This window comes from Mesorhizobium sp. M0923, assembly GCF_040319365.1.
Lineage (GTDB): Bacteria > Pseudomonadota > Alphaproteobacteria > Rhizobiales > Rhizobiaceae > Mesorhizobium.
In genome coordinates this window covers 108,708-120,577 of record NZ_JAMYNW010000011.1, presented here as the reverse complement: position 1 = coordinate 120,577, position 11,870 = coordinate 108,708, and the positions used below count along the sequence as shown (strand labels likewise).

13 protein-coding genes and 2 pseudogenes are annotated in these 11,870 nt (G+C 61.4%); 9 read left to right on the top strand and 6 right to left on the bottom strand.

Translation table 11 applies throughout. From position 1 onward, the window contains the following. Positions 1 to 44 precede the first annotated feature (44 nt). Positions 45 to 1,091: an acyltransferase family protein gene (locus NKH89_RS19825; RefSeq protein WP_352494439.1), complete on the top strand. Its 1,047-nt coding sequence runs from the start codon at positions 45 to 47 to the stop codon at positions 1,089 to 1,091. Positions 1,092 to 1,255: 164 nt separating this feature from the next. Here NKH89_RS19825 and NKH89_RS19820 read toward each other — a convergent pair whose 3' ends face one another. Beyond that, entirely contained in the window at positions 1,256 to 2,110 is an 855-nt protein-coding gene (locus tag NKH89_RS19820; protein ID WP_023720606.1) for a hypothetical protein, read from the bottom strand. A 385-nt stretch (positions 2,111 to 2,495) separates the two neighbouring features. Here NKH89_RS19820 and NKH89_RS19815 point away from each other — a divergent pair, with 385 nt between their 5' ends. From NKH89_RS19815 to NKH89_RS19790, 6 genes are all read left to right on the top strand, one after another. Then, on the top strand, positions 2,496 to 2,999 hold the full coding sequence (locus NKH89_RS19815; RefSeq protein WP_023677254.1) for an Lrp/AsnC family transcriptional regulator: 504 nt from the start codon (positions 2,496 to 2,498) through the stop codon (positions 2,997 to 2,999). Beyond that, positions 2,996 to 4,159, top strand: a complete 1,164-nt coding sequence (locus NKH89_RS19810) for a saccharopine dehydrogenase family protein (RefSeq protein ID WP_352909614.1) — start codon at positions 2,996 to 2,998, stop codon at positions 4,157 to 4,159. The genes NKH89_RS19815 and NKH89_RS19810 overlap by 4 nt, the downstream gene beginning before the upstream one ends. A gap of 110 nt (positions 4,160 to 4,269) precedes the next feature. Next, positions 4,270 to 5,058 (top strand): ABC transporter substrate-binding protein, encoded by a 789-nt coding sequence (locus tag NKH89_RS19805; RefSeq protein ID WP_352909613.1) that lies wholly within the window; start codon positions 4,270 to 4,272, stop codon positions 5,056 to 5,058. A gap of 126 nt (positions 5,059 to 5,184) precedes the next feature. Continuing rightward, positions 5,185 to 5,856, top strand: a complete 672-nt coding sequence (locus NKH89_RS19800; protein WP_023720609.1) for an amino acid ABC transporter permease — start codon at positions 5,185 to 5,187, stop codon at positions 5,854 to 5,856. After that, positions 5,853 to 6,527 (top strand): amino acid ABC transporter permease, encoded by a 675-nt coding sequence (locus tag NKH89_RS19795; RefSeq protein WP_023720610.1) that lies wholly within the window; start codon positions 5,853 to 5,855, stop codon positions 6,525 to 6,527. The genes NKH89_RS19800 and NKH89_RS19795 overlap by 4 nt, the downstream gene beginning before the upstream one ends. A gap of 29 nt (positions 6,528 to 6,556) precedes the next feature. Continuing rightward, positions 6,557 to 7,285, top strand: a complete 729-nt coding sequence (locus NKH89_RS19790; protein ID WP_031194468.1) for an amino acid ABC transporter ATP-binding protein — start codon at positions 6,557 to 6,559, stop codon at positions 7,283 to 7,285. Positions 7,286 to 7,428: 143 nt separating this feature from the next. Here NKH89_RS19790 and NKH89_RS19785 read toward each other — a convergent pair whose 3' ends face one another. Both NKH89_RS19785 and NKH89_RS19780 read right to left on the bottom strand, forming a co-directional pair. After that, a complete protein-coding gene (locus NKH89_RS19785; protein ID WP_023720612.1) occupies positions 7,429 to 7,851 on the bottom strand; it encodes a hypothetical protein in 423 nt (140 codons plus the stop codon). A 302-nt stretch (positions 7,852 to 8,153) separates the two neighbouring features. Next, positions 8,154 to 8,369 (bottom strand): annotated as a pseudogene (locus NKH89_RS19780) (Gfo/Idh/MocA family protein); the annotation flags it as partial. On the opposite strand from NKH89_RS19780, the pseudogene NKH89_RS19775 reads away from it, so the two are divergent. Beyond that, positions 8,343 to 8,540 (top strand): annotated as a pseudogene (locus NKH89_RS19775) (polar amino acid ABC transporter ATP-binding protein); the annotation flags it as partial. The pseudogenes NKH89_RS19780 and NKH89_RS19775 sit on opposite strands and share 27 nt — an antisense overlap. A 24-nt stretch (positions 8,541 to 8,564) precedes the next feature. Here NKH89_RS19775 and NKH89_RS19770 read toward each other — a convergent pair. Both NKH89_RS19770 and NKH89_RS19765 read right to left on the bottom strand, forming a co-directional pair. Continuing rightward, positions 8,565 to 8,996 (bottom strand): DUF6841 family protein, encoded by a 432-nt coding sequence (locus NKH89_RS19770; RefSeq protein ID WP_023720614.1) that lies wholly within the window; start codon positions 8,994 to 8,996, stop codon positions 8,565 to 8,567. Between the two features lie 306 nt (positions 8,997 to 9,302). After that, entirely contained in the window at positions 9,303 to 9,779 is a 477-nt protein-coding gene (locus NKH89_RS19765; RefSeq protein ID WP_352494445.1) for a RidA family protein, read from the bottom strand. Positions 9,780 to 9,962: 183 nt separating this feature from the next. Between NKH89_RS19765 and NKH89_RS19760 the strand changes: the two genes are divergently transcribed. Next, entirely contained in the window at positions 9,963 to 10,661 is a 699-nt protein-coding gene (locus NKH89_RS19760) for a TetR/AcrR family transcriptional regulator (RefSeq protein ID WP_352909611.1), read from the top strand. 103 nt (positions 10,662 to 10,764) lie between these two features. On the opposite strand, the gene NKH89_RS19755 is transcribed toward NKH89_RS19760, so the two are convergent. Next, positions 10,765 to 11,823 carry a Gfo/Idh/MocA family protein gene (locus NKH89_RS19755; protein ID WP_352589575.1) on the bottom strand — a complete coding sequence of 353 codons (1,059 nt, stop codon included), beginning with the start codon at positions 11,821 to 11,823 and terminating at the stop codon, positions 10,765 to 10,767. Between the last annotated feature and the right edge of the window lie 47 nt (positions 11,824 to 11,870).

Below are 11,870 nucleotides of genomic sequence, written 5' to 3'. Positions count from 1 at the left end.
GACCCCCGTGTGTTAATGCTCCCCGCACAGGGGACCATTTTTCGATGAACATCATTCCAGAGAATGATCACGCTGCGCCGCGCCGGGTTCAACAGTATACATCGGTACAGATCCTGCGGGGGCTAGCAGCCCTCATGGTTGTTATCTATCATCTTCCGGCCGCACTGGGCATGCTCGATCTGGGTATTCCCATCCTAAACAGTGGTGTCGATCTGTTTTTCGTCATCAGCGGTTTTGTCATGGTTCTCTCGACGGAGAACAGACGTCGCGACCATCGTGCTTTTTTGATGCAGCGCTTCACGCGCGTCGTTCCGTTCTATTGGGTTATGACCTTCGTCATGGTCGCCGCACTTTGGTTGTTTGCCGGTCGTGCAGTGTCTCTTGAGCAGCTCACCAATAGCCTGCTTTTCATTCCCTATCTCGACACTGTTACAGGTTATGTCCAACCAGTGCTTGGCGTGGGTTGGACGCTCAATCTGGAAATCCTGTTTTACATTCTGTTCGCGGCAACTATGGGTCTTGGCACCTTGACGCAAATGGCCATGGTCGGCGTTGTCTTTGCAATCGCCGTAGCGGCGCGCATCATCTTCAAACCCGCCGCCGATACTGTGCTGTTTTTCTATACCACGCCAATCCTGTTTGAGTTCCTTGCCGGCATGGCTCTCGGCCACCTGGTCGGCAGGCTGGCGCGTTCGCCTGCCGTCCTGGGTGTCTCGGCACTCGTGTTCGCCATCGTGTCCATGCTGGTGATGGGCCTTGGCTTCAACTTGCCGCGAACCCTTGCTCAGGGAATCCCGGCGTTGATCCTTGTCGCGGCTTGCATAAGCCTGGAAAGCTACTTCCGGCTTCTTGCTCCTCGCGTGCTGGCAAGGTTGGGTGATGCTTCCTACTCTCTCTATCTGACACATCCTATCGTGCTGCTTGCGACCGCTCCTGTCGTTGCAAGCGCCAATGTATCACCATGGCTCGCAGGCATGGTTATTGTCACCGCCTGCATTGCCGTCTCCCTGGCCAGCTATAGTTTTATTGAGAAGCCGCTTTTGGCGATATCTCGGATGAGCCTCTCCGCCTATCAGGTGAAGGCACAATAAGTTGCGGTTGCGCCTCGCAACGATTTTGCGACAACGACATGCATAAAACAAGAAACTTAAAGCGCGTCGCAGGATCCGTTCAATGCGACGCGCTCTAGGTACAAAAATAGCCGCCCGGTTGGACCCGAAGCAGCTTGTTATGCACTTCGACAATGTGTCAGTGGCTACTTTGCAATCATGTAGGCATCGTCAGTGTAGAGTTTGCCAACTCCACCATAGTGGCCCACGCCAAACACGAATGACTGAGGTGTACCTGATCCGTCGGAATCCCGCCCGACCGGCCACGTTGCGTTCGACGACGATTGCCAAAACACCCCGTCCAGATACCAATCGATGCCTACCCCTTCATAGAGATCCGCGCGCAGCTGAAACCAGCGCCCCTTCGGGGCGGGAACATCGTTAGCCGGATTGTGGACTCCGGCCGCCGCATTCTCCACATGCAGCATCACCACATCGTCAGTCGGATTGTCGGTCAGGTTGACCCACCATGTTGGGTCCTGCTTGAAAGGCGATTGCTCGGTCACCTTGAACTGGAAGATATTCGTCCAGCCGTTTCCTGCGTATTGGTAATCGGAGGAAATGAAAAACCACGCGACATAAGTTCCATCGATCCCTGACGGCGACACCGCCTGGAGCGGACGTCCGAAAGCGTCGTTCTTGGCCAGGCCGCCTGCAAAGAGCCACTCCTTGTAGACTTTGGAGTGGGGCTTCCCGGCATTGATGGCAGCCAGCGTCGTTTCGAACTTTCCGAAGCTGTTGCCGCCGTGCGAGGATACATTCCCTGCGCCGGTCGAGACCAGGCCGCTGATAATTGCGTTCAGGCTGGGATCGGCTTCCGCCGGATTCTCCGCCTGGACGAAAGACCAGTCGGTATAGCACGAGGCTCCGGTGCAAGGCCCCTCCTCCCAGTCCGCTCGCCAGTAGGGCGCATTCTGGGCATATGCGGCGCCAGCTGGCGCCATGGCGGCGGTAATGGTGCAGATTGCCGTCAGCACCAACAGATGAGAAATCTTCTTCATGTCGATCTACCGTTCCTTTCTAAGCTATGGATTCCAGGCACCTCTTGCGCCACTTGCTTCTTTCACCCTCGAACACAGCGCGTCCCGAACGGCGCTGTACCGCCAACTCAAGCCGGCGGCGCTGAACCTTCAAAGGGTATCCGGAAAACAAAAAACCCGCCTCGGGAGGGCGGGTCGGCGGCGCGATTAGCACCATACCCAAATTAGTAGCATAGCTGCCGGCACAAAGCAAGAACAAAATGTGGCATCTGCGACGAAACTGCCGACAGGCACAGGGGCACCGCGGATGACGTGGCTCTTGCCGTTGTTAAAAATCTCTCATAAGGTATTTTCATATCAGAAAGAAAATCCGACCGTTTATTTCCTTTTATGAAAGCCTGAGCGTTTGCGGGAACATCTCGATCAGACCGACCGGCGACTGGTCAAGCTGCTGTCGCAGGATGCGCAGCTTGGCGTCAACCGCCTCGCGGAGAAGATGGCGATCTCGGTGCCGACGGTGCGCATGCGGCTGCGCAACCTGCTCGACCGCAACCTGCTCAAGATCGTCGGACTGCTTAACCTGACCGAACGCCCCGAGCTGATCTCGGCCATCGTCGGCATCAACGCGCAAGGGCGCGGCCGGGCGCGTGAACTGGCGCAGCGCATCTCCGAACTGCCTTTCGTGAACTCGGCCGCCGTCGTCACCGGACGCTTCGACATCATCGTCGACGTAACGGTGGCCGGCGATGTCGCCGATCTCTACCGCGTCACCAGCGAGCTGATCCCCGGCGCCGGTGAGCCGGGCGAAGTCGTGCGCAGCGAGACCTTCGTCGTCATGGCGTCCTGCAACAAATGGGTCAGCCTGCCTGAAGGCTGCTGGTCGGACGAGACGCGAAAGGAAATGGCATGAAGATCGCGGTTCTCGGCGGCCTCGGCCTGCAAGGCCGGGCGGCGATCGCCGATCTCGTTGCCAGCGACGGCGTCGAGCAAGTGGTCTGCCTCGACACCGCAACCGACGGCGCGGCGCGGCTTGGCGGCCTGACCGACCTTGCCCGGGTGCGTTTTGTCGTGCCGGAGGGCGCGATCGGTCCGGTGCTGGCCGATGTGATGAAGGACGTCGACGCGGTCATCGACCTGTTGCCGCAGCCGCTGATGCGCGAGGCGGTGCAGGCGGCGATCGCGACGCGCACGCCGCTGGTCACCACCAATTACGGCAAGGCCATCGCCGATCTCGCTCCCGAGGCCGAAAAGGCCGGCGTCTCGATCGTCACCGAATGCGGGCTCGACCCCGGCATCGACCTTGTGCTCTACGCGCGCGCCGCAAGCCAGTTCGACACCATCACCGCGATCGATTCCTATTGCGGCGGCATTCCCGAACCGAAGGCGGTGGTCGAGCCGCTCCGCTACAAGGTGAGCTGGAATTTCGACATGGTTCTGGTCAGCCAGAACCGCGACAGCGTGCTGGTCGAGGACGGCAACCGGGTCGATGTGCCGGCCGCCCGCCAGCACGACAATCGTTTCATCCACGATATCGAGATCGCCGGGCTGGGCAGGCTCGAGGCCTTCCCCAATGGTGACGCGCCGCATTATGCCGGCATGCTCGCCGCCGCCAAGGGGCTACAGCGCTCCGGCCGCTATTCGCTGCGCTGGCCCGGCTGGTCGGCGTTCTGGGCCCCGCTGAAGCAGCTTGGCCTCCTGTCCGAGGACAAGGTACCCGGCACCGGCGTCAGCCCACGCGAATTCCTCGGCCGGCTGCTCGGTCCGCAACTGCAATACGGCGCCGACGAAAAGGACCTTTGCGTGATGCGCAACGTCTTTGTCGGCAGCGAAGGCGGCCGCCGCAAGACGGTGACCTCGGAGCTGGTCATCGAACGCGACCTCGCCTCCGGCCTGTTCGGCATGAGCCTTGGCGTCGGCTATCCCGCCAGTATCGTGGCGCAGATGCTGGCACGGCGCGAGATCGCCACGCCCGGCCTGCTCAACCCGCTGCTGCATGTGCCCGATGGCCGCTTCCTCGACGAGCTGGGCAGGCGCGGCATCAAGGTCGCCGAAACGGTGAGCTGGGATTGAAGATTTTCGAACGGTGGTTGCCGCCGGCAACGGCGCCGCCGCTCAAAAGGCGCCCCGATGGGGTGGAACAACAAGTGGAACAACAAACGACAACAAGGAGGAATGCCCAAATGAAGATTGCCAAGCTTTTAATCGCCGGACTTGCGCTCGCCGGCCTCACCGCTGCCGCCAGTGCCGGAACGCTCGACGAGATTACCAAGCGCGGTGAGTTGCGCGTCGCCGTGCAGACGCAGGGACCGCCCTTCTCGCTGGTCGGCGCCGCCGGCGAACGCACCGGCAGTTCGGTCGAACTCGCCGAACTGATGGCCAAGGAAATGGGCGTCAAGATCACCTTCCTCGACTTCGACTGGGACGGCCTGATCCCGGCGCTGCTGTCGGGCAAGGCCGATCTTCTGGTTGCCGACATGACGCCGACACTGGCGCGTGGCATGAAGGTCGCCTTCACCAAGCCTTACATGTACACGGGCAGCACCGTCTTCACCAAGGCTGGGACCGCCTTCAAGTCCACCGAGGACTGCAAGGCCAAGGGCACCAAGATCGCGGTGCTGCTCGGCGCCACCGGCGAGAAGGAAGCCAAGGCCGCCTTCCCCGATGCCGACATCAAGAGCTACAAGGGCGGCGGCCCGCTGCTGCTCGACGCCGTCAACAACGGCCAGGCCGATTGCGGCGTCAACGACGTCTCGGCGGTCAAGGGCCAGTCAACCGCTTATCCGGCCGGCAGCTTCATCATCATGCCGGACATGCTGTCGAAGGAGCCACTGGCCTTCGCCACGCGCTATGACGAGCAGGACCTGCTGACCTGGATGAACCTGTTCCTCGACCAGGTCAGCCTCGACGGCCGCCTGCAGAAGAACCTCGATTACTGGGTCAATTCCGACGCCTGGAAGAAGGATCACTGAGTAGAGGGATAGGGAGTAGGGAGTAGGGAGTAGGGAGTAGGGAGTAGGGAACGCTACTCGCTACTCGCTACTCGCTACTCGCTACTCGCTACTCGCCATTCACCAGTCACCAGTCACCGCCTCACCATGCTCGAAAACTTCAGCTTCCGCACCATCGTCGAATATCTGCCCCTGTTCGGGCAGGGCCTCGTCACGACCGTGTGGCTGTCTGTCCTCTCCTTTGCCGGCGCGCTCGCCGTCGGCATCGTACTCGCCGCGATGAACCTGCAGCGCGGCCGGCTGTTCCGCGTCCCGGCCAAGGCCTATATCGATGCAGTGCGCGCCACGCCGCTGCTGGCGCAGCTTTATTTCCTCTATTTCGGCCTGCCGCGGCTCGGCTTCGTCCTGCCCGAGCTCGTCGTCGGCATCCTGGCCCTGTCGCTGAACAGCGGCGCCTATGTCGCCGAGATCATCCGCGCCGGCATCCTGTCGATCCCGCGCGGCCAGGTGGAGGCCGGCGTCGCTTCGGGCATGACCTATGTCCAGCGCATGCGCCTCGTCATCCTGCCGCAGGCGTTTAAGGTGACGATCCCGCCGCTGCTCGGCCAGGCGATCGTGCTGGTCAAGGATTCCGCGCTGTTGTCGCTGATCTCGGTCGCCGAACTGACGCGCGCCGGACAATTGCTCGCTTCCGACCGCTTCATGCCGGCCGAAGGTTTTATCACCATCGCCGCCTTCTACCTGCTGCTCTATTACGGGCTGAAGGGACTGGCGGCACTCTCCGGGCGCTGGCTCGGCCTGGCGGGGGCACGGACATGATCTGGCAGCAACTGCAAAGCATCGCCGGCAGCTATCCCCTCGCCTTGCGCGGCCTCGGCATGACCGTGGTGCTGTCGTTGATCAGCCTGGTGCTGGGCACCTTGCTCGGCTTCGGCCTCGGCATCCTGCGCACAGGCGGCAACCGGCTGATCAGCAGCGCGATCGGCGGCTGGGTCGACCTGATCCGCGGCACTCCGTTCCTGGTGCAGATTTTCCTGATCTTCTTCATCCTGCCGGAACTCGGCATCGAGCTCGACGCCTTCACCGCCGGCATCATCGCGCTGACCAATCTGGCCGCCTGCTTCATCTGCGAGATCGTCGTCGCCGGCATCCGCTCGGTGCCGACCGGCCAGGTCGAGGCGGCGCTGGCGTCCGGCCTGTCGCGCTGGCAGCGCATGCGCCAGGTGGTGCTGCCGCAAGCGATGCGCATCGTGCTGCCGCCGCTGGTCGGGCAATATGTGCTGCTGATCAAGGATTCCTCGGTCGTTTCGGCCATCGGGCTCACCGATCTCACCCGCGTCGGGTGGCTGGTGGTGCAGCGTGTGCCGAACGGCCTGCTCGTCTTCTTCCTCGTCGGCGTCGGTTATTTCATCGTCTGCTACCCCCTGATCATGCTGGCCCGACGGCTGGAACAGCGCATGGGCGCAGCCCATGGCGAGGTGCAGCTATGACGAACCTCAGCAGCAAGAATGGTGCCGGCATGATCGAATTTCGCGGCGTCAACAAATGGTTCGGCCAGCTCAACGTGCTGAAGGATATTACGCTGAGCGTCGAGCCGCGCGAAGTGGTCGTCGTCTGCGGCCCGAGCGGCTCGGGCAAGAGCACCTTGATCCGCTGCATCAACGGGCTGGAGACGATCCGCGACGGCGACCTGACGGTCGACGGCCAGCGCCTCGGCGACCCCGCCACCAACATGACGCGACTGCGTACCGAGATCGGCTTCGTCTTCCAGTCGTTCAACCTCTATCCGCACAAGACGGCGCTCGAGAACGTCACCCTGGCGCCGATCCATGTCCGCAAGATCCCGCGGACTGAGGCCGAGAAGGCCGGGCGCGAGCTGCTCGCCAAGGTCGGCCTCGCCGACAAGGTCGATGCCTATCCGGCGCAGCTCTCAGGCGGCCAGCAGCAGCGCGTGGCGATCGCGCGCTGCCTCGGCATGCGCCCCAAGATCATGCTGTTCGACGAGCCGACCTCGGCGCTCGATCCCGAGATGATCTCAGAAGTGCTCGACGTCATGGTTGCGGTCGCCGAGGAAGGCATGACGATGATGGTGGTGACGCACGAGATGGGCTTTGCCCGCAAGGTCGCCCAGCGCGTCGTGTTCATGGACGCCGGCGCCATTGTCGAGAGCGGCACCCCGGACGAGTTCTTCTCCAACCCAAAGACCGACCGCAGCCGCGCCTTCCTGAGCAAGATCCTGCGGCATTAGGGTTCAAACTCAACTCAGTTGGCTGTCGTCGATGGCCGAGATGGATGGAAAGCGGCCCTTCGCTGGACGTTCCCTAATACGACAGATGCGCGCCGGGCTTCCTCTTAGGGCGGCCATTGCCGCACTTCCACCAGCCGCTTCCCTTATGCGGGCATCAAATCGATGACCCGCATGATCGCGACCGCACTGCTCGTGTTCTGGGTGCCTTCTGTCGTAGCGCCATTAGCGCAGGCCCAAACATCGCCCTTCTTGACTGTGAACTTTTGTTTGTTGTGAACGACCGAAAGTTCTCCCTCAGTCATGTGGCAGAGCATGTCGTTCTTCATCATGTTGTCAGCCGTCTTCGCTCCGGGCTGAATGACAACATCGCGCAGCTTCACCGTTGCATAGGCTGGTATGACCGACTTGCGCTCGCCAAGCGCTACAACTCTGACGCCGGGTGAGACCTCTTTGCCCTCATCGGGGCCGTAAGTCTGGGCGGCTGCTGGTGTCCCCCAAGCGATCAGAGGCGTTGCGGCCAGTGTAAGACCGAGTGCAAGTGTGGATCTACGATTGACGGCTTCCATTGTTTCCTCCCTGTTCAAAAGTTGGTCGGAAAGGCAGGCCAACAATCAACGATGGGCCGTTGCGGCGAAGAGTCAACTGACCTTCCGAGTTAGTTCAGTCTCGCTCGCGGCTAGCGAGTTTCACAAACCACTCGGGTCGCCGAGACGGAGAGGGGAAATTGCGCTGACCATGTCATTGCGTGCGACCTTGTCCCGACATTAAAGACATTTCGTTCTTGCGAAGGCCCTCGCTGCCAAAGACCCCTCTCCGGCCGCTTTGCGGCCACATCTCCCCCCGCTTGGCGGGGGCGAGGAAGCCAAACCTATTGCATATCGGCGTGGGTGCTCAATTCGGCCCTCTTCTCATCCGAGACGACGGCGAGGTCGAGGACCTTCTGCAATTCGGCAGCATGCCGGAACGACGGTTCGGCCTGGACGCCGTTGCGGACTGCATCGATGAAGCGCTGGTAGTTGGTGGGCACCGTTCCGGCGTCCAGAACTTGCCATTTAGCGTTCTCGACGTCTTCGCCGAGGAAGGCATGACCATGATGGTGGTGACGCACGGGATGGGCTTTGCCCGCAAGGTCGCCCAGCGCGTCGTGTTCATGGACGCCGGCGCCATCGTCGAGAGCGGCACCCCGGACGAGTTCTTCTCCAACCCGAAGACCGACCGCAGCCGCTCTTTCCTGAGCAAGATCCTGCGGCATTAGGAGGGCATTAGGACAAAGCGGACCTCAGACGATGCCGTGCTTTCTCAACAGCGCCTGCTCGTCGTCTGATATCCAGCCGAAAACCTTCGGCTCCGCGTCCAATTTCTGCACGAGGTAGTGGACGTCAAAATCTATCGCCACCTTCGATTGATCCCTGCGGGCATAGGTTGCCGTCCAGGCGACATGGGCCACGCAATGATGTTCGTCTATCGGCGAGAGCCTGAGGTTGCGTATCCGCATTTCCTTCGTACCTATCGCGCGATAGTGCGCATAGCCTTGCGCCATGACCTGCTTGAGTTGCCCATCGTTCTTTCCAGTCATGACCCCGGCGGGCGAAGCCGCTATGAAGTCCGAAGCATACAGCGATGCGACTTCATCCATGTCCATGTCGCCGCCGAGGGACTGGTTGAAAAAGCGCTCATATCTCTCGAATAGCTTCCTTACGCTGGTTTCCATCATTTCATCTCCAGGTGAGGCTATGTTGGGTGGGAGCAGGAAACGCTCCGCCGATCTCCGACATCCGCAATGGCCTCAGCCATGATGACTTCGTCCCGGGGGTGGAGCAAGGAGCGAAGCGACGCGGCGCAGACCCTGGGATGACGAATGCGTGGTGCGACCCGATTGTGCACGACTTCGATGCCACCCTTGTCGCCGCAGACGCAACAAGCGAAGCCCTGTTGCTCGGCCTTCGTGATGGCGAGCGCGCGGCTAGCGGCGCGCTCGACCCACTCGATTTGGGCGATCGGAGCTATAGCCGCGCCCCTAGTCAAGCACGACCACGGCCTCCACCTCGAAGAGCATCGGGTCGATTGCAAGCTTGGGAACGGGAATTAGAGTCTGCGCCGGCAGCGCCTCGCCGAACATCTCCTTGACGTTCCTGGTCAAGACCCCAAGCTTGGACATATCGTGATCGACCACAAAGACCGTGAGCTTGGCGACCTGATCCGGCCTGGCACCGAGCGCATCGAGGGCGGTGCGCAAATTTGCGTAGGCCTGCGCAACCTGGACAGCGAAGTCGGGCGACAAGGCTCCCGTGCTGTCCTGGCCGCCCTGTCCGGAGATGTAGGCCAGCCGGGCTCCGCGGGGCGTGATCACCGCCGTGCTGTAGCCATTCGGCGATGGGTCATAGAGGTTTTGTGGATTGACGATGGTCAGCTTGAGATCATTCGCTGTGGCAGTGGAAACGCCCATGGTCATCACGATTAACCCTCCGATAAGCAGGCGCTTGGCGCGTGGCATGATTTTCTCTTGGCTCTGCCGACTGCGAGCAAGACACCCTCGCGGCCGGCATGATTGATATCGGCGATCGACTCGTACGCCGCACGAGCCAGTCGCATGGTACGTCGTACGAGTCAATCGTTCAGGATCGACATTCGTCGCGTTGCCGGTCAAAATCGACGGCCCGAACAGCGAGGAAGACGGATGGCAGCCAAACGTAGCGGCGCCCGGAGCACGCGGTCTCAGCGGACAAGCGGGTCGCTCCAGCCCGTGCAGAAGCCGCGCAGTGAACCGCCTCTCTCGCGGGAACGTATCGTGGCGACCGCGGTAGAACTGCTGGACACTCAAGGGGTCGACGGATTGACGATGCGTCGGCTGGCCGATCGCCTCGGCTCGGGCGTGATGAGCCTATATTGGCACGTCGACAACAAAGAGGATGTCTTTGATCTGGCGCTCGATTCGGTGCTCGAATATGGCGGACCGCCGCAACTGGTTGAACCTCGAGACTGGCGCGGAGAAGTCGTCCATATGCTCGAAGACTGGCGCGCCAGCATGCTGCGCCATCCTTGGTCGGCATCGCTGTTGCCGCGCCGGGCGCTCGGCGCGAACATCCTCAGTCGCCTTGAACTGCTGAGCAAGACCTTGTCCAGGGCCGGTGTGGCGGACGCAGATTTGAACGTCGCGATATGGTCGCTGTGGAACTATGTGATGGGCGCCACCATCAGCCGGGCGAACTTCGACCTCTCGGACGACGGCAGAGCCGACACGCAGCAGCGCCTTACAGGGCTCAGCGAACGCTATCCGACGATCGAACGCTCTCGTCTGCTGTTGGATAACGATTGGGATGGTGCTTTCCGGAAAGGCCTCGGCTTCCTGCTCGATGGCCTCTCTCCAAGACAATGAACTCTGCTTTCAGAGCCGTGACTTCCTGCCGTGAATGGCGGAGATGCAAACTCGGTTTTGTTTTGACCCTGACCGCCCCCGCCCCGCCGCGAGGAACCCAGGCCTATTGCGCATCCGCGTGCGTGCTCAATTCAGCCCGCTTCTCATCCGAGACGACGGCGAGGTCGAGGACCTTCTGCAATTCGGCAGCATGCCGGAACGACGGTTCGGCCTGGACACCGTTGCGCACTGCATCGACGAAGCGCTGGTAGTTGGTCTGCACCGTTCCGGTGTCCAGAACTTGCCATTTGGCGTTCTCGACGTCTTCGCCGATGCAGGCTTTCAGCTCTGAGCCGGTCAGATTGTGCACGACTTCGATGCCGCCCTTGTCGCCGTAGATGCGCAGACGGAGTTCGTTCAAATGGCCGGTCGCCCAGCGGCTGGCATGGACGACGCCGAAGGCGCCATTGCTGAAATCCAGCGACATCGTGAAACTGTCATTGGCGTCGAGCCCGTACTCGCCGATGCGGTTGCCGGGCGCCTTGTCGAAGGATCTCAGCCGGCAGAACACATGGTCGATATCGAGCGCCGCGCCATAGCTGGCGAAATCGAGGATGTGGATGCCGACGTCGCCCAACACGCCATTGGAGCCATGGCCGCGCGACAGCCGCCACAGCCATTTCGGATCGGTGCGCCAGTCGCCCCAGAACTTGGACACCAGCCAGCTCTGCAGATAGGACGCCTCGACATGCCTGACCGTGCCGATCTCGCCGGCCAGCACCATGGCGCGCGCTCTCTGCAGCGGCGCGACGTTGCGATAGGTCAGGTTGACCATGTTGATGATGCCGGCCCGCTCGGCGGCATCGGCCATCTCACTGGCCTTCTCGAAGTTTTCGGCCAGCGGTTTCTCGCACAGCACCGGCTTGCCTGCCGCGATCAGCATCATGGTGGTCGGATGGTGGATGCGATCCGGCGTCACGTTCGCCACCGCGTCGAACTTGCCCCATGCCAGCGCCTCGTCCAGCGACGCGAACCGGTTGGGGATACCGTAGATGTCCGAAAACTTGTCGACACGCGTACGGTCGAGATCGACGGCGCCGATCAGTTCGACGCCCTCGATCTTGCCGAACTGCCTGGCGTGCTCCTCCGCCATCCAACCGGTGCCGAGTATCAAGAGGCGCATGATTCTTATCCTTAGGACAGGGCTTTATCTTCTTGTTCGACCATGGA

Coding starts and splice junctions, on each gene's coding strand:
- NKH89_RS19770 (WP_023720614.1), bottom strand. CDS start 8,996: ATGGAAACCAGCGTAAGGAAGCTATTCGAGAGATATGAGCGCTTTTTC.
- NKH89_RS19785 (WP_023720612.1), bottom strand. CDS start 7,851: ATGGAAGCCGTCAATCGTAGATCCACACTTGCACTCGGTCTTACACTG.
- NKH89_RS19795 (WP_023720610.1), top strand. CDS start 5,853: ATGATCTGGCAGCAACTGCAAAGCATCGCCGGCAGCTATCCCCTCGCC.
- NKH89_RS19760 (WP_352909611.1), top strand. CDS start 9,963: ATGGCAGCCAAACGTAGCGGCGCCCGGAGCACGCGGTCTCAGCGGACA.
- NKH89_RS19800 (WP_023720609.1), top strand. CDS start 5,185: ATGCTCGAAAACTTCAGCTTCCGCACCATCGTCGAATATCTGCCCCTG.
- NKH89_RS19825 (WP_352494439.1), top strand. CDS start 45: ATGAACATCATTCCAGAGAATGATCACGCTGCGCCGCGCCGGGTTCAA.
- NKH89_RS19765 (WP_352494445.1), bottom strand. CDS start 9,779: ATGCCACGCGCCAAGCGCCTGCTTATCGGAGGGTTAATCGTGATGACC.
- NKH89_RS19805 (WP_352909613.1), top strand. CDS start 4,270: ATGAAGATTGCCAAGCTTTTAATCGCCGGACTTGCGCTCGCCGGCCTC.
- NKH89_RS19820 (WP_023720606.1), bottom strand. CDS start 2,110: ATGAAGAAGATTTCTCATCTGTTGGTGCTGACGGCAATCTGCACCATT.
- NKH89_RS19790 (WP_031194468.1), top strand. CDS start 6,557: ATGATCGAATTTCGCGGCGTCAACAAATGGTTCGGCCAGCTCAACGTG.
- NKH89_RS19755 (WP_352589575.1), bottom strand. CDS start 11,823: ATGCGCCTCTTGATACTCGGCACCGGTTGGATGGCGGAGGAGCACGCC.
- NKH89_RS19810 (WP_352909614.1), top strand. CDS start 2,996: ATGAAGATCGCGGTTCTCGGCGGCCTCGGCCTGCAAGGCCGGGCGGCG.